The sequence below is a fragment of the Brevibacillus massiliensis genome (assembly GCF_000311785.1).
Lineage (GTDB): Bacteria > Bacillota > Bacilli > Brevibacillales > Brevibacillaceae > Brevibacillus_C > Brevibacillus_C massiliensis.
On the sequence record NZ_HE978536.1, the window covers coordinates 23,413 to 39,812 of the forward strand.

The 16,400-nt window shown below is 54.1% G+C and carries 17 protein-coding genes and 1 pseudogene; 6 read left to right on the top strand and 12 right to left on the bottom strand.

The genetic code is table 11. The features are described from left to right. Positions 1-44 precede the first annotated feature (44 nt). Complete coding sequence (locus HGBM_RS03930) at positions 45-425, bottom strand: ion channel (RefSeq protein ID WP_019119790.1); 381 nt, start codon at positions 423-425, stop codon at positions 45-47. A gap of 111 nt (positions 426-536) precedes the next feature. Then, complete coding sequence (locus HGBM_RS03935) at positions 537-2,066, bottom strand: fumarate hydratase (RefSeq protein WP_019119791.1); 1,530 nt, start codon at positions 2,064-2,066, stop codon at positions 537-539. 268 nt (positions 2,067-2,334) lie between these two features. Here HGBM_RS03935 and HGBM_RS03940 point away from each other — a divergent pair, with 268 nt between their 5' ends. Continuing rightward, positions 2,335-3,027 carry a tetratricopeptide repeat protein gene (locus HGBM_RS03940; protein ID WP_019119792.1) on the top strand — a complete coding sequence of 231 codons (693 nt, stop codon included), beginning with the start codon at positions 2,335-2,337 and terminating at the stop codon, positions 3,025-3,027. A 9-nt stretch (positions 3,028-3,036) separates the two neighbouring features. Here the strand turns inward: HGBM_RS03940 and HGBM_RS03945 are convergent, their stop codons facing one another. Together HGBM_RS03945 and HGBM_RS03950 are read right to left on the bottom strand one after the other, a co-directional pair. Beyond that, positions 3,037-3,726: an MBL fold metallo-hydrolase gene (locus HGBM_RS03945; protein WP_019119793.1), complete on the bottom strand. Its 690-nt coding sequence runs from the start codon at positions 3,724-3,726 to the stop codon at positions 3,037-3,039. 238 nt (positions 3,727-3,964) lie between these two features. Continuing rightward, complete coding sequence (locus HGBM_RS03950; RefSeq protein ID WP_026074192.1) at positions 3,965-4,450, bottom strand: hypothetical protein; 486 nt, start codon at positions 4,448-4,450, stop codon at positions 3,965-3,967. 470 nt (positions 4,451-4,920) lie between these two features. Here HGBM_RS03950 and hutH point away from each other — a divergent pair, with 470 nt between their 5' ends. Both hutH and HGBM_RS26560 read left to right on the top strand, forming a co-directional pair. Beyond that, positions 4,921-6,414, top strand: a complete 1,494-nt coding sequence (hutH, locus tag HGBM_RS03960; RefSeq protein WP_019119795.1) for a histidine ammonia-lyase — start codon at positions 4,921-4,923, stop codon at positions 6,412-6,414. Between the two features lie 77 nt (positions 6,415-6,491). Continuing rightward, the gene (locus tag HGBM_RS26560) at positions 6,492-7,001 is read left to right on the top strand and encodes an acyl-CoA thioesterase (RefSeq protein ID WP_019119796.1); all 510 of its coding nucleotides are present in this window, start codon (positions 6,492-6,494) and stop codon (positions 6,999-7,001) included. Between the two features lie 378 nt (positions 7,002-7,379). Here HGBM_RS26560 and HGBM_RS03975 read toward each other — a convergent pair whose 3' ends face one another. From HGBM_RS03975 to HGBM_RS03990, 4 genes are all read right to left on the bottom strand, one after another. Continuing rightward, positions 7,380-7,697: a hypothetical protein gene (locus HGBM_RS03975; protein ID WP_019119798.1), complete on the bottom strand. Its 318-nt coding sequence runs from the start codon at positions 7,695-7,697 to the stop codon at positions 7,380-7,382. A gap of 12 nt (positions 7,698-7,709) precedes the next feature. After that, positions 7,710-8,318 carry a class I SAM-dependent methyltransferase gene (locus HGBM_RS28750; protein ID WP_019119799.1) on the bottom strand — a complete coding sequence of 203 codons (609 nt, stop codon included), beginning with the start codon at positions 8,316-8,318 and terminating at the stop codon, positions 7,710-7,712. A gap of 115 nt (positions 8,319-8,433) precedes the next feature. Beyond that, positions 8,434-8,739 (bottom strand): 4a-hydroxytetrahydrobiopterin dehydratase, encoded by a 306-nt coding sequence (locus HGBM_RS03985; RefSeq protein WP_019119800.1) that lies wholly within the window; start codon positions 8,737-8,739, stop codon positions 8,434-8,436. 95 nt (positions 8,740-8,834) lie between these two features. Further along, positions 8,835-9,572, bottom strand: a complete 738-nt coding sequence (locus tag HGBM_RS03990) for a class I SAM-dependent methyltransferase (RefSeq protein WP_019119801.1) — start codon at positions 9,570-9,572, stop codon at positions 8,835-8,837. Positions 9,573-9,677: 105 nt separating this feature from the next. Between HGBM_RS03990 and HGBM_RS03995 the strand changes: the two genes are divergently transcribed. Beyond that, positions 9,678-10,739, top strand: coding sequence for a phosphatase PAP2 family protein (locus HGBM_RS03995; RefSeq protein ID WP_161605010.1), 1,062 nt, complete (start codon positions 9,678-9,680; stop codon positions 10,737-10,739). Here the strand turns inward: HGBM_RS03995 and HGBM_RS04000 are convergent. After that, positions 10,736-11,422, bottom strand: coding sequence for a deoxynucleoside kinase (locus tag HGBM_RS04000; RefSeq protein ID WP_019119803.1), 687 nt, complete (start codon positions 11,420-11,422; stop codon positions 10,736-10,738). The genes HGBM_RS03995 and HGBM_RS04000 overlap by 4 nt on opposite strands. 213 nt (positions 11,423-11,635) lie before the next feature. On the opposite strand from HGBM_RS04000, the gene cysK reads away from it, so the two are divergent. Then, a complete protein-coding gene (gene cysK, locus HGBM_RS04005) occupies positions 11,636-12,556 on the top strand; it encodes a cysteine synthase A (RefSeq protein ID WP_019119804.1) in 921 nt (306 codons plus the stop codon). 5 nt (positions 12,557-12,561) lie between these two features. Here cysK and splB read toward each other — a convergent pair whose 3' ends face one another. Both splB and HGBM_RS04015 read right to left on the bottom strand, forming a co-directional pair. Further along, a complete protein-coding gene (splB, locus tag HGBM_RS04010) occupies positions 12,562-13,641 on the bottom strand; it encodes a spore photoproduct lyase (RefSeq protein WP_019119805.1) in 1,080 nt (359 codons plus the stop codon). A 75-nt stretch (positions 13,642-13,716) separates the two neighbouring features. Continuing rightward, positions 13,717-13,926 (bottom strand): hypothetical protein, encoded by a 210-nt coding sequence (locus tag HGBM_RS04015; RefSeq protein WP_019119806.1) that lies wholly within the window; start codon positions 13,924-13,926, stop codon positions 13,717-13,719. Between the two features lie 344 nt (positions 13,927-14,270). On the opposite strand from HGBM_RS04015, the pseudogene HGBM_RS32400 reads away from it, so the two are divergent. Beyond that, a pseudogene (locus HGBM_RS32400) lies at positions 14,271-14,411 on the top strand (divalent metal cation transporter); the annotation flags it as partial. Between the two features lie 240 nt (positions 14,412-14,651). Here HGBM_RS32400 and acsA read toward each other — a convergent pair. Next, positions 14,652-16,367 (bottom strand): acetate--CoA ligase, encoded by a 1,716-nt coding sequence (gene acsA, locus HGBM_RS04025; protein WP_019119808.1) that lies wholly within the window; start codon positions 16,365-16,367, stop codon positions 14,652-14,654. Positions 16,368-16,400: the final 33 nt, after the last annotated feature.

A 16,400-nucleotide genomic window follows, 5' to 3' on the forward strand; every position in this document is an offset into this window, starting at 1 on the left:
GCTGCATCACATCCCCAGGAGGTTCATCTCCCGGGGATGCGCTTTTACCGGTCCTTCAGCAGCGACCCCAGCAGCCTGAGGTTGCGGCTGGGGAACAGGATATAATTGACCACCAGAGCGATGGGCAAGATCAGCCCGATAATCGATTCGATCACCGCGACCAATCGGGACAAGCCAAAGGGAGTGATATCGCCGTACCCGCCGGCGGCCAGCGTCATGCCGCTAAAGTACATGGTACGGGTCAAACCGCTGTACCAATGTCGGGTTTCGGCCGGCGGGCTGAAGTGATCTTTCAAGTACCCAAGTCCGCTGATCTCCAGGACGAAGTAGATGCAGGAAAAGAACACAATGATATTGAAGTAGAGCAGGACTAAAGCGATCAGATTGTACAGTAGGATGTACAGGTTTTTCCGTTTGGCCGCCATACCCAGCGATTCCTTTCAATGAACGATTACTATAACTTTATTTGGGAAACGGACAAGTATGAATGAAAAAAACCTTTGGAGACTTTTTCAACCTCCAAAGGTTTTTGAACATTATTGAAAGACCGGCTCGGCGAATTGGGCTAACTTTTCCTTCGAGCTCTTGTCGACATCAGCGTGCAGGCTGTTGCCGTGGGCGTCCATTGTGACGATGGCAGCAAAGCCTTTCACCCGCAGATGCCACATCGCTTCCGGGATCCCGAATTCCATCAGGTCGACGCCTTCCACTTTTTCAATGCAGTCCGCGTAATACTGGGCGGCACCGCCGATCGCGTTGAGGTAGACGGCTCCGTGCTCTTCCAATGCCTTCAGCGTCTTCGGCCCCATGCCGCCCTTGCCGATGACGGCGCGGATGCCAAATTTCTTGATGATATCGCCCTGATACGGCTCCTCGCGGATGCTCGTTGTCGGTCCGGCTGCCTTCACATGCCACTCTCCCGCCTCGTCTTTCAGCATGACAGGACCGCAGTGGTAGATGACGCCGCCGTTCAGATCGACCGGGCTGTCGTGATCCATCAAATACTTGTGCAGCGCATCGCGTCCGGTGTGCATCAATCCGTTGATGATGACGACATCACCCACCTTCAGGCTGCGGATCTGCTCTTCGGAAATCGGCGCCTGCAGCACGACTTCGCGCCGCTCTTGTGTGCTGGCTGGTTCCGCTGCACTGGTGTCCATCGGAACGACTTCGTCTTTGTACAGATACTGCTTGATTTCCCCTGTTTTCGCGTCGAGGCGCACACCCTGGCGGCGGAAAGCCCAGCAGTTGTAAGCGACAGAGACGAAGAAGCTGGCCGGCAGTCGGTTTTCTACGCCAATCTTGCAGCCGAGCAGGGTGGTGTTGCCGCCAAAGCCCATGGTGCCAATGCCCAATTCGTTTGCCTTGTCCATGATGTACGCTTCCAGTTCAGCCAACTTCGGATTCGGATTTACGTCGTCTACCCGGCGGAACAACTGGTGCTTGGCCAAGGCATAACCGGATGTCCGGTCGCCGCCGATCCCTACTCCGATAAAACCGGCGCTGCAGCCCTGGCCTTGCGCCTGGTAGACCGCGTGCAGGATGCACTTGCGAATTCCATCCAGATCGCGCCCTGCTTTGCCAAGCCCCTCCAGCTCGCAGGGAAGCGAGTATTGAATGTTCTTGTTCTCGCAGCCGCCTCCTTTTAGAATCAGGCGGATCTCGATATCCTCTTCTTCCCACTGTTCAAAGTGAATCACCGGAGTACCCGGACCCAGGTTGTCCCCGGTGTTTTCACCCGTCAGCGAATCGACGGAATTCGTCCGCAGTTTGCCCAATTTGGTCGCTTTGGCCACTGCTTCATGGATCGCTTTTTTAATCGTAATCTGGTTGACGCCCACCGGTGTCTTGATTTCAAAAGTAGGCATCCCGGTGTCCTGGCAAATCGGCGAGACGTTTTCCTCCGCCATGGTAATATTGGTTGCTATGGTGGAGAGAGACAGGGCGGAACGCGTACCTGCGTCTTCCTTGCGCTTCGCTTCATTTATCGCGCGGCGCACATCAGGCGGCAGATTGGTTGACGTTTCCGTAATCAATTCGAGCAGACTCTCATTCAACTTTTCCATCCATGACGCTCCTTATAAGTAGAATCAGTACATAACTTCTATTATACCATATCGGGCAGTATCTTGAACTGCTCCCTGAAACGTTTTCCGCGTTTCCACGTCTCGTCAAATAAGGACAATTTCTTCTACTACAGCAAAACTCCCATCTGTGTTAAGATGGATTATGTCCCTCTACCTGTACTTGGCCCAGCCAGGCATACTGTGACCATCTCCCGCCCGGCGGGTACGAAATAGAATTCCCTCGACTGGAAAGGATGTGCGCACCCTTATGGGATTGCTGGATTTTAATGCCGTTTCGGTTTTGAGCGGTGTTGCGGCTGTACTGCTTGTCGCATTTTTGCGCTTACACTGGCCTTTTCGCTTTCAATACATGGGCCTTTTGTGGAAAAAGAACCCTGACCGCCTGATGCGGTGGCTGGAAAAGTCTTACCAAAAAAACCGTTCCCGTACCGTCGCAATGCTGGATAAGTCGACGTGCGAAATAATGGCAGGCAATTATGAAGGGGCGGAAAAATTCATCGTTGAGGGGTTGACTGCTTGCAAGGAGACTCCCACTTTGTTTAATCAAGCGATGGTTCACTACTTGTTCTACAATCTGGCCACTGTCTACTTCTACTCCGGAAAATACGAAGAGGCGCTGGATGTAGCCTTTCGCGTATTTGAACGGGACCGCAGACTGATGGGCGCGCTGGGTGTTGTCATCTGCGCCCATGCCCGGCTCGGCGATGTGCAAGGCGCGATTGAAGCACTGCGCATTTTGCCGGAAAAAAGGGGGCAAAAAGAGCTGCGACTGTTCTGTCAGGCAGAAATCTCCGCCGCCAAAGGGGATTACCAGCAGGCGGTCTGGCAGATTAAACAAATCTTTGCCCTTCCCTACTCTCGGACGATGCATTTGCACCGGGGCCAGTTGGAGAAGCGGCTGGAAGAATGGACGAAACAGGCCTCATCCCATGCAGGGTGAGGTCTCTTTCTATGTAGTTACCACTTGCAGCACTTGCCGCAAAAATTCCTGGATCTCCCCTTTCAGCACAGTGCCGTGTCCAGTCGCCAAGTACTCGCTCGGCCAGAGGGAAAGCAGCCGGATGCCCTCGGCAAATCCTTTCACTTTATCCGGATGCTTGATTTTCCATTTTTTAACAAATTTAAGAAAGGCACTTCGTCTTTCCGCTTCGTAACCGATGCCCGCTCCGAGCGGTTCCCCGTAAAAGCTGAGGTGATCCCCTGTAAAACAAACTTTGCTCTCCGGGTCAAAAAAGGCAACGGAACCTGCCGTATGTGAAGGGAGCTGATGGAAAAACAAGTGCGGCACCTTTCCCTTGCTCCCGGTAAAGGTATGGCCAAACAGAGTCTGGGAGAAATCGTCCAGTTCAAAAAAATCGTCCAGGTGTATCCAATTGTTTCGGGATGGAAAGATCTCGACGTTTCCGATGTGATCGGGGTGCCGATGGGTGCAGTACACGCATTCAATGGCGTCGTTTACCGCGCCGATCTCTTGCAAGGCCTGTTGGACATAGGAACGGTGTTTGCGCAAATTAGTGTCGATCAGTACAAAACGGTTGCCTTTTGCGATCACATAGTTGTTAATATAGCTGTTCCAGGCATCCTCGTAAGTGAGGATCGCCCAGACGTTTGTGGTGATTTGAAACGTGGTGTGAGTCAAGTTCAGCTCCTCTCCTCTCCCTTATATTCAGTCCCTCCGCTTCCGCAATCATTGTTTATCTCTCCTATTATACATGATCTGGTGAAAAAAGGCTTCACGAATTGCCGATCGATTCACAGTGGACGACTCCGGTACTTCAATTATCTGTAAAAATTCAGGATTCATTCAGACGTTTCCCTGCCAAAGCCAAAAAGAAAAAAGGACGCCAACTCGGTAAAAAGAGCGGCGTCTTGACCTGCTATCCACGGCTGCTTGACGACGAGGAACAGGCGCAGCGGCCCCAGCGGTGCCCGGAGTAGTGCGAACTGCTGTCCATGCCGTAGCACTTCGAGTAGTAATGATACATGCGGTCCCGATGGTGCATGTAGTGTTTGTAGTACATCCGGTATTTTTTCGGATGGTGGCGGTGTTTGTGGCATTTGTATTCGTAGTACTGCATTTGGTCCATATGGAAGTAATACTTGTAAATGTGGATGTCTACCTCCACTTTCGGTTTCGGCATGACCGGCTTCTCGTGTTTGGGCGGTTTCATCGGCGGCGGCGGTGGCGGCGGATTGATCGGCCGCATCGGTTCTTTGAGATGTTTGGGCGGCGGGTTGGGAGGCAGATTGGGCGGTATGTTAGGTGGAATGTTAGGCGGTATATTGGGCGGCACCTTATGATGTTTGGGCGGTGGCGGAGGCGTTACGGACTCCGGCGGCGGTACCGGTTTTTTATGTTCCACGCGATAACACATCCTTTCTGGTTATTAACACAGTACATGGTATGACATTTACCCCTTGCAAGAAACGACACTTGCCTATTTATCACGAAATGCCTGTGCCCTTTTTTTTCGTTGAAGCAAATTCTGCATTTTATCCTATCGACAAAAGGAAAACCAAGGCCGCCGCCTTCAACGACACCCGCCGTTCGAGAAAAACGGGCCGGACATCGCAAAAGGCCATTGACGTCTGGAAAAGGTGTATTACAATGAAGGGTAAGATCTGAAAAGCGGGGAAGGAAAAATGCATAGGAAGCGGCATACCATTGGTAAAAACCGCATATTGGCCCATGTTGAGAGGTTAGGAATTCGTTCCTAACCTCTTCTTTTTTGGGTTCTCTGCTCTGCTAAAGCAATCAAGCCGCTTATAGACGCGGTACGGCGGACAAGTTTCCCTGCCGTTTAAGACAAGATAATGATGAGGAGGAATCAAGATGATTACCTTGCAAGGAGATCGATTGACAATTGAGGAGGTCACCGCAGTCGCTCGGCAGCATGCGCAAATTGCGCTGACGAACACGGCGATCGCCCGTATCCAGCGTTCGCGCCGGATGGTGGAGAACATGGTAGATGAACAAAAGGTGGTCTACGGAATCACGACCGGCTTCGGCAAATTTTCCGATGTCCTCATCTCCCGTGATGATGTCAGCCGCCTGCAGGAAAACCTGATCATGAGCCATGCATGCGGAATGGGCGATCCTTATCCGGAGGAAGTCGTCCGCGCCATGATGGTGCTGCGGGTGAACGCTCTGGCCAAAGGTTTCTCCGGCATCCGGCTGGAGACGATTCAACTGCTGGTGGAGATGTGCAATCGCGGGGTGCACCCGGTCATCCCGCAGCAAGGCTCGCTTGGCGCCAGCGGAGATTTGGCTCCGCTCGCCCACCTCGTCCTGGTCATGCTGGGAAAAGGTGCGGCAGTCCACAAAGGGAAACGCTTGCCCGGAGCCGATGCCATGCGTGCCGCCGGGCTGTCGCCCATTCGGCTCGAAGCCAAGGAGGGGCTCGCCTTGATCAACGGAACGCAGGCGATGACCGCGCTGCTCAGCCTGGCCCTGTACGACGCCAGGATCGCCGTGGAAAGCGCGGAAGTGATCGCCGCGATGACCGTGGAGGCGCTGCGGGGAATCCCGAAGGCGTTTGATCCGCAGCTGCAGTCCGTCCGTTCCCATCCCGGCCAGCAAACGACCGCCAGCCGGCTGCTCTCACATCTGGAGGGAAGCACGCGGACCAGCGGACAGGGAGAGCTGCGCGTACAGGACGCCTACAGTCTGCGCTGCATCCCGCAGGTTCACGGTGCCGTCCGGGATACGCTGGAGCACGTCTGGCAAACCGTACAGCGTGAATGCAACAGTGTGACAGACAATCCCATTCTGTTTCCGGATACGGGTGACGTGATTTCAGGAGGCAATTTCCACGGTCAGCCGATGGCCTTCGCCGCTGATTTTCTGGCCATTGCCACAGCGGAGCTGGCCAATATTTCCGAGCGGCGGACGGAAAGACTGGTCAACCCGCAGCTAAGCGGACTGCCCGCCTTTCTGACAGAAAGAGGCGGCCTTCATTCCGGATTCATGATCGCACAGTACGCGGCTGCCTCGATCGTCTCCGAGAACAAGGTGCTGTGCCACCCCGCCTCGGTAGACTCCATCCCGTCTTCGGCCAATCAGGAGGATCACGTCAGCATGGGCACCACAGCCGCCCGCAAACTGAGAACCGTGGTGGACAATGTATTCCGTGTACTGGCGATTGAGTATCTGGCAGCGGCACAGGCACTCGATTTCGGCGAGGGAACAATGGGTCGTGGCACAGAGCGCGCCTACAAGGAACTGCGCCAGGTGATCAGCCGCCTCGACCACGACAGGGAAATGCATCCGGACTTAGCCAGGGCGGAAGAGCTGCTCAAGGCAGGGAAGCTGGCCTGGATGTTGTGAAACCGGGCAGAGTTGGGTAGAATAGGATCGTCCTGGAAAGAGAAAACCGAGATTATGAAAGAGGATTGGAGAGAATCATGCAAGCAAAACCGATAAGTGGTTCCCGGACCTACATGACCGACATCGTCTTTCCCCCGGATACCAACTTTCACGGCACCATCTTTGGCGGCAAAGTGATGGCCTACATCGACAGGATTTCCAGCATCGCCGCCATGCGCCACTGCCGCCAAGGTGTCGTCACCGCATCGACGGACAGCCTGGACTTTTTAAACCCGATCCGCGTCGGGCAAGCGATCAGTTTGGAAGCTTTTGTCACGTGGACACACAAAACGTCGATGGAAATTTTTGTGAAAGTTGAGTCCGAAGACCTGTTAACCGGCGAGCGGCTGTTAACAGCCACCTCATACCTGACCTTTGTCGCCGTCGACAAGGACGGGAAGGCGATCCCCGTCCCGCCCGTCTACCCGGAAACGGAAGAAGAGAAGTTCCACTTTAACAGCGCTCCCGAACGCTTCAAGCTTCGCCAACAGCGGCGCGCCCACCGCAAGGAACACCAGCAGTTCTACGCTCCGAGCCAGGTGAGATAAAGGCAAAAGGAAGACCGTCCGACTTCATATCGGAACGGTCTTCGTCTGTTCGGCCGGTACTTAACAGCCGTTTTCCTTTCATTTGTTTTCGAGAAATTACTTTGCCCGCGGAATCTCCGCCTCATCCAGGTGCTCAATGACAAGCGGAATATGCGGATGAATCTTCGCCAAACTTTGCAGATAAGGATCGTAATTAAGTTTCCCCAATCCCGGAGCAGGCAGTTCAACAGCACCTGCGCCCCTGAACGCAAAGATCTGGAGGCATTCATGCTCGGTCGGGCCGGCGATCCGGCACCTGAACTGCAACTCCCATTGTTGTGTCTAACAATTGGGGTGCAGTTCAACCATGAAATCGACGGTTCTTGATGACTTGTTTCGCTATTCGATCACAAGCTCCGCTTCGGTGCCGAAGATGCGCAGCTGTCCGCCATCCAGCACCCCCAGATCCTCTTCCTCCGCAGGGATTTCCATCAAAAGTTCGAGCACTTGCTCTCCCTCTGCCTCAAAGAGCAGAAACAGATCCTTTCCCGCAAAATCCCCCTCTGTCAAGGACACCTGTTTAAGCACCGCCTGAAATTCCGTCACGGTTTCGTCTTCCTCTTCACCCTCCCACTGGGTAAAGGTGATTTGTGCGGGCCTGTCTGTAAATTGCTCCTGCAGCGTATGCAGCAGCTGCTGATGCGTCTGGATTTCCATCGGCGTCCTCCTCTATTTGACTGCCAAAATGCACACGTACTTGTTTCCGCTGGTCTCTAGTGACTGGTCGAACGTCTTGAATCCGGCTTCCCGGTAGTACTGTTCCAATTCTTCAGGGCGGTAGCAGCGGTGGTAGAGCGAATTGCGGTAGAATTCATCTTCCCCCTGCAGATAGGAAGCGAAGAACACACCGCCTGTTTTCAAAATGCGCCGCACCTCCTGCAGCGTTTGCCGCAGATCGGCCGTCGTCACGTAGAAGAGCGAGCCATTCGCCCATACTCCGTCGAAACTGTCCGGCTCAAACGGCAGCGCGCGAAAATCTCCTTGCCAAAAGGGAACGCCGGCCACGAGCCGCTTGGCCTCCGCCAGCATCACTTCGCTGATATCCAATCCCTGCACATCCAACATGTGCCGCTTCAACCGCAGGGAATCAATCCCGACTCCGCAGCCTACATCGAGCACACGTCCGCCGGCCAATAACATTTGAAATCCTGGCAGCGCCAGCTTCGCCATATGATCCAACTCTTCCACTTCAGTGGCAGACGTTCCTAGCCGATCAAATGTCTCTTTATTTTGGTTGACGTAGTCGCCCATATCCTCCAAGGGGATGGTACTTGCCACCCCTCTTCCCCCTTCCCAACGGTACTTCTCTTATCTTACCATCTTTTTGCTGATTTGTTACCGGCATGCTGCGCTTTTTGCCCGAAGGCGCAAAAAAAGCACCAAGACCGGTGCTTTATACTGCGTCTGTGACCGCTTGTGTCAGTCGGTTTATCTTTTGCGCCAGGGCAAAATCCTTTCCCGTCAATCCGTTTGCGTGGCCGGTGGACAGCGTAAAGGTAATGTCCGAACCCTTGACGTTGACCTCCGGGAGATGATCCTCCCCTTCCATATGGTCGGCAAGCCTGTTGACCATTCGGAGAGCCGACGGAAAGTCGGGAAATGAAAACGTTCGAACCAGTGCCTGCTTGTTCTCCGTTAAGCGCCATCCCGGAACTTTATACAAGTAACACGAAATCTGTTCGATCGACAGTTTCGCCATACCATGCCATCCCCCCTACGGTCGGACGTAAAGATAATTCTATCCTATTCAGCGACCGCAGCGGTTAGTCACAACAATTGAACGATCGAGGACGCCTATTCTTTGACGGCGAAAAAAATCATCCGCGGCGATTGTTCACGTTCGTAAGGGGCGTATGTATAGTCACCGTACAGCTGCATCAGGCGAAGGCCAGCCTGCTCCAGCATACCGCTGATCTCTGCCGCTTCAAACAAGCGGACCTGCTCCATATAGCGGCGCGGCTCCGCTGACTCCGGATCCCGTATGACGATCTCCTTCCTGACATAGCCAGCATCGATCCAGCGTTTTTCTTCGATCAGCAAGCCGTTGATTTCCCGCTCTGAAGCAGGGACCAGATGTGCCCGTACATAAGCAGGGTTCAAATAATCGATCAAGACTTCTCCGCCGACCTTCAGCGCCCTGGCCATATTTCTCACCACGATGCAGCTTTCTTCATCGGTGTCGAAGTAACCAAAGCTGGTAAACAAATTGACGACGATATCAAATTCATTCTCGAACGGGATCTCCCGCATGTCGCATTGTACGTAACGAAGATTGGGGTATGGATTGTGTTCTTCCGCCAGGGCCAAGAGCACCGGCGACAGATCTACGCCAACCACTTCGTAGCCGCGGCGTGCCAAGGCCCGCGAGTGACGCCCGCTGCCGCAGCACAGGTCGAGCACCCTGCCAGTAGGTTTTATCGGCAAATTTTCCAGTAAATTTCCAATTTCTCGATCCGCTGAGGCTTCGTCGCGATGTTGGTACACCAGCAGGTAATCCTCGCGAAAACTCCGTTCAAACCAAGCATCTCCCATTACCTATCTCGCTCCTTGGGTTCAGGTTCATTTTTCCATTATACCATACCTCTCCAGCATGTCCTTCGCTCGCTGCAGCAAGCGCGAATGAGGGCGGCCGCTCTCGTGCAAACTGTTGGGGGAGCAGTCGTTTCCCGCTTTGCCGTACTCGGCTGCTCTGCCATTAACTCCGACGAGAGGATTGCGATGAGAGCTATCTGGCACGGTCTGAAAAAGGTGGAACTGTATGAGTGTGTAGGGCTTCTTTTCTCTTTATTCGCACTCGCTGTCTTTTTTTTGTACGCCGATCTGGCAGACCTGAAGCAGCAAAAACAAAACTGGCATTGGCACCCGGTTCGCTGGGTTTGGGATGTCTACCGCGCCTTTTTGCCGAAAGCTTTCGGGGCTGGTTTGGCGCTGCTTCTAGCCGTGGGCTGGTGGAAACATCGGGACCTGCGGTGGGGGATGCGCCACACGCTTATCCTGACGCGGCTCGTACTGCCATTCTGTCTGCTCTTGTTCATCTACCGCGTGCTCAATTTTTACGTTCCGCTCTTCTCGCCCCTTGACCGAGATGACTGGCTGCTTCATGCCGACCGCTGGCTCTTCGGGGTACAGCCAACCATCTGGCTGCAGCAGTTCGTTCACCCGCTGCTCACAGATTGCTTCAGTTTTGCGTACATGGCCTGGTTCCCGCTGATCTTCGTGACAATGGTGCTGCTGCATTTTTTGTCGAAAAAAGCAGTTACCGAATATACAGCGAGTGTGCTGTTTACGTTTTATCTCGGGTACTTCTGCTATTTGCTCATTCCTGCGGTCGGCCCTTACTATACCCTGCAGCAAACCTACAGCATCTCGCTGGCCGGCGGGCTGGTCACGGCAGCCCAGCAGAATCTGGTACTGCCGGGCGACCTCAACATCCCCCGCGATGCCTTCCCCTCCCTGCATACAGCCGTCTCGCTTGTCATGCTTTACTTTATCGCAGTCTATCGGCCCCGCTGGCTTTGGTTGTACGTTCCGCTTGTCGCCAGCATTTTGCTGTCAACTGTCTATTTGCGCTACCATTACGTCATTGACGTCATTGCCGGGATTGCGTTGGGGTTGTTCACCAGCGTATACAGCGGCAGATGGTGCCGGAAGTGGCGAGAGCTGCTCGGCCCGCAAAAAAAGCACCGGGCAAAGGGCTAGCGGCGCAGTTCCCGAAACGTCCTGAACTTGTCCGCCACCCGTGACAGGACCACCTCCATGGAGCTGCCGGAGCCGAGAGCATCGTATTCGTTGATGTTGATCCGCAAAATCGGGCAGGCGGAAAAACTGTCAATCCACCGCTCGTAATGATGATACAAATCCTCCCAGTAAGCAATCGGGGTCTGCTGTTCCGCCGGCCGTCCCCGTTCTCTGACACGCTGAACGACTTCCTCGAAGCTCCCCTCCAGATAGATCAGCAGATCCGGGTGGGGAAAGTAAGGCGTCATCACCATCGCTTCGAACAGCCTGGTGTATGTATCGTAATCTTCATCCGTCATATGGCCCTGTTCGTGCAGCATTTTGGCAAAAATCCCCGTGTCTTCATAAATGGAGCGATCCTGCACGAATCCGCCTCCGTAGTCAAACATCCGCTTTTGTTCTTTGAAGCGTTCAGCCAGGAAGAAGGTCTGCAAATGGAAGCTCCAACGGCTTAAATCCTCGTAAAACCGGTTTAAATACGGGTTGTTGTCTACTTTTTCAAGCGAAACGCGAAAGCCCAGCTGATTGGCCAGCGCCCGCGTAAAAGTAGACTTGCCCACGCCGACGGTTCCGCTGACCGTAATCACGGCGTTGGCCGGAATCCCGTACTTCTCGTATAGTTGGCTGCCTGAGTACCTCGACATCGCTGCATAACTCCTTATGGATCGCTTGTGATCTCGATCATTTTTCCAAATCTCCCACAATTCCGGCAGCCGGGATAACGGCTTGCATGCTGCCGGTCAAACGACTTTCATTTTACCATGCTGGCGGTGGATTTGTCGAAGAAGCTAGAATCCGTAAATTCCGATATGTTATAATGGATTAACACATCATCTCTTACAAAGGTGCGATTAACTATGAAAATAGCAGCCCACATGGGTGAACTGATCGGCCAGACACCCGTTGTTCGATTGCGTCGGCTGGTGAGCGCCGAAATGGCTGATGTCTATGTAAAGTTGGAGAAGTTCAATCCCAGCGGCAGCGTGAAAGACCGTGCGGCATACAACATGATCGTCACTGCAGAAGCCAGCGGCCAATTGAAGCCTGGGGCGACGATCATCGAGCCGACCAGCGGCAATACGGGAATCGGATTGGCGATGGCCGCAGCCGTCAAAGGCTACAAGGCGATCATCGTCATGCCCGACACGATGACCCGTGAACGCATCCAGCTGCTGCAGGCTTACGGAGCAGAGGTCGTGCTCACGCCGGGCGATGAAAAAATGCCCGGAGCGATTCGCAAGGCAGAGCAATTGCTGCGTGAAGTCCCGAACAGCTTCATGCCGATGCAATTTGAAAATGAAGCGAATCCCGACATCCACCGCTTGACGACTGCGCGGGAGATCCTTCAGCAAATGGATGGCTCCCTTGACGGGTTTGTGGCTACAGCCGGGACTGGCGGCACCATCACCGGGACAGGCGAAGTCCTGCGTCAGCATCTGCCGCACCTGCACATCGCGGTCGTAGAACCGGCCGGTTCGCCCGTCTTATCCGGAGGCAAGCCAGGGCCGCACAAAGTGGTCGGGACCAGCCCGGGATTTATTCCCCAAACCTTGAATACGCAGATTTACGACGAGATCGTCCAGATTACGGATGAACAGGCGCTGGAGATGACGAGGGCATTAGCCAGACAAGAAGCCATCCTCGTCGGCCCGTCATCCGGGGCAGCCGTCTTTGCTGCGCTGAAAGTAGCAAAGCAGTTGGGACCGCATAAAAAAGTGCTCGCCATCTGTGCAGACAGCGGCGAGCGGTATTTGTCGATGAGCGAGTTGTTCGGCTAGGCACCCTAGGTGAAGTACTCGATTCGGGCTTGGGGAAAAAGTCGATGGATCTCCCCTTCCAGGTGAGACTTCAGCGCGAAGGCCTGGACATCGGGGTAGACGTATTTTGCCTTGCCGTACTTTCCCCATTTCATCTTCCGTTCCGCCTCTTCCATCCGCAGCTTGGTCTTGGGGTAACGCTGCAAGATCAAGCTTTTTGCGATTTTGGTAAAGCGGTGCTGGATCAATTCAAAGGTCAAGTCCTGCCTTGCTTCCGGGCCGAGATGTTGATTCAAGGCTTCCAACAGATGCGTATAGCCTTCCTGCCATCCGTCAAACCAATAGAGCGGGGCGATGATAAATCCGAGCGGGTAGCCGGCTGCCGCCACCTTGTCGGCTGCTTCCAGCCGTTCCTGAAACGACGACGTGCCCGGTTCAAAATGCTTGATCACGTAGTCGGCGTTCACGCTGAAGCGAAAGCGGGTATGCTTGTTGTGCCTGGCGTCCAGCAGCGAATCGACATGGTGAAACTTGGTCACAAAGCGAAGGCGCCCATTTGGCTGATCGGCCATAAATTCGATTGCCCTCTTCAGATTGCCGGTAATGTGTTCGATCCCGACAGGATCTGACGTACAAGCGGCCTCGAAGCTGGTAATCTCCGGCTCCCGCTCACGTATATACCTGGCCGCCCTCTCCAGGATCTCGTCCATATTTACATATACCCGGATGTAGGGCTTCGTGCCGACATTCGTATTGAGGTAACAGTAGTGGCAGTGGCCTGCGCAGCCTGTTGCGAGGGGGATCGCGTATTCCGCGGAGGGTTTTGACTGTTCAAAGGTGAGTGTTTTGCGCACCCCGACTACCAGTGTGCGTTTGGCGTTGCGGTATTTCTCCAAGTCCGTTTCGCCTGGTATTCCTCTTACCTGATTATGGCTTGTCGTCATCTTGATCGGTATGCCTTCCCGCTTGTAACGGCGAAACAGTTCCTCACCCAGCGGATATTCCAAGGCCCGCGGTTCAAAGAACACCAGATCCGGCACGAACTGCTTGGTCTGGCGTTGATGCTGTACCCGAACATCTGCTTGATCAACCAGTGTCGTGACCATATTGCAATCCCTCCCCTGGGGGATAGTATTCCCATTCCAACTGCGGGAGCGGAGGTGAAATATGGTCGGTTGGCTTTATTTAATCGTCTTTTTGTAATGGCCCAGCAGCCGCAGCGCAGTTTCCTTCTGATGGATCGGTACCTGCAGGGCGTACGAACGCAGCGTTCCTTGTTTTTGGTTGGAAAGCCGAACGCGAATTCCATTCAATTCTAAATATTGACGCAAATCGTTGGCCGCCCGCGGCAGGCCGTATGATTCATGGATCGTTGTCCAAGTCGTCCACATGATTCACCTCACCAAACCCTTCTATTCATTCCTTACCATACTGTAAGCGGTTTGCACGCATTTGGTACTTCGTCACTATAAATTGCCGATGAAAATATACGGATCACATGGGCAAAATACCGGGAAAGAAAGACACGGAGATGGCGGAGGCGGCCGTATGTACAAAACATTCAAAACAAAACTGCCTGTGCAGCGAACATCTGACTCTTTTGGCAAAATGCTGTTTACGCGCAAAAGTCTGGCTTATCTCGGCCCGGCGTTCCTGGTCAGTGTCGGCTACATCGACCCCGGAAACTGGGCGACGAACATCAGCGGCGGGGCTTTCATCCTCGTTGACCGGGACAATGGCCGGCCAGTATATTTTGGAGGGCTTTCTGGACATTCGCTTCCCCATCTGGCTGCGCCGTCTGATCACGATGGTTCCCGCTCTGGCCGTCATCGGTTTTGGATTCAACACACTGACGGCGCTGCTGGTGAGTCAGGTCATTTTAAGCGTCCAACTGCCCTTTACGATCATTCCCCTGCTTCTGTTCACCAGGAACATTCATGGGGCGCTACGCCAACAGGCCGTTGACCAACTGCTTGGCCGTGCTTGTCGCGTTCATCATCATTGCGCTGAATGTACTCCTATTATATCAGGCGTTCGGCAGAGAATATTAGACGAAAAAGAAGCGTATGCCCGGACAGCTCCGGACGTACGCTTCTTATCATACTGCGATTCGGGATTAATCTTCCATCGTGGACAAATCGCCGGTGGGCAGCCCGAGTTCCCAGGCCTTCAAGACGCGGCGCATGATCTTTCCGGAGCGGGTCTTTGGCAGCTTGTCGCGGAATTCGATTTCGCGCGGCGCTGCATGTGCGGCCAACCCTTCTTTGACGAAACGCTTGATGTCATTCATCAATTCCTCGGTCGGTTCAAAACCGGAGCGCAGGGCGATGAACGCCTTGATGATTTCGCCGCGCACAGGGTCCGGCTTGCCGATGACGCCCGCTTCGGCCACTGCCGGATGTTCCACCAGTTTGCTTTCTACTTCAAATGGCCCGACGCGCTCGCCGGAGGTCATGATCACGTCGTCGACGCGACCCTGGAACCAGAAGTACCCGTCTTCATCCTTGTATGCGGAGTCACCTGAAATGTACCAGCCGGGAAAGCGGAAATACTCCTCGTATTTGGCGTCGTTTTTCCAGATTTTGCGCATCATCGACGGCCAGCCGACGCGCAGAGCGAGATTCCCCATGCGATTCGGAGGCAGCTCGTTTCCTTCGTCGTCGATGATCGTGGCATGGGTGCCGGGGAACGGTTTGCCCATCGAACCGGGTTTGATCGGCATGGACTTGTAGTTGCAGATCATCTGTGCCCCTGTCTCCGTCATCCACCACGTATCGTGAATCCGCTGCTTGTAGACCTTCAATCCCCAGGTTACCACTTCCGGATTGAGCGGTTCGCCGACACTCATGACGTGGCGCAGCGATGACAGGTCGAACTGTTTCACCAGCTCGTCTCCCGCTCCCATCAGCATGCGGAAAGAAGTCGGAGCGCTGTACCAGACCGTCACCTTGAACTTTTCGATGGTCTTGTACCAATCTTCCGGTTTGAAGCGGCCGCCGCGAACCACGTTGGTCGCGCCGTTTAACCACGGAGCGAAGATGCCGTACGAGGTTCCCGTTACCCAGCCCGGGTCGGCGGTGCACCAGTAGATGTCGTCTTCCTGCAGGTCAAGCACCCATTTCCCCGTCTGGTAGTGCTGAATCATGGCATTGTGGACGTGCAGAACGCCTTTCGGCTTGCCGGTGGAACCCGATGTGTAGTGCAAAATCATGCCGTCTTCACGGTCTACCCATTCGATTTCCAGTTCTGCGGAGGCTTTGGCCATCTCTTCATGGTAGCTGACCTGTCCGTCCCCTACTTGATCCGGGTCTCCCACGACGATGACGTGCTTGAGATGCGGCAGATCTTGTACCGGTACACGCGGGAGCAAGGCCGGAGTCGTGACGATCGCCACCGCCTCGCTGTTCTCCAAGCGGTCGCGGACAGCCCCTTCCATGAACGCTTCAAACAGCGGACCGACGATTGCGCCAATTTTCAGCGTGCCGAGAACGCTTACATAAAGCTCAGGGGAGCGCGGCATAAACACGAAGACGCGGTCGCCTTTGACGATGCCCAGCTTGCGCAGAACGTTGCCGAATTTGTTGGAGAGCTGGCTCAACTCAGCAAAGGTATAGCTTTCATCGCGCGTGGCGTCAAAGTACAGCAGCGCCGTTTTATCTTTGCGGTCGGTAGCCAGATGGCGGTCGATCGCCTCGTATGCCATATTGACTCGGCCCGTTTCATACCAGGTAAATTGCTTTTCGACATCTTTCCAGTCAAAATTCGCATATGCTTGATCGTAATCCTGCAAATTAAAGTTGCCTTCTTCAGCTGGTATCATATTCTCTTTCATATGCTCACGCTCCTTATCAAAATCAAACATCTC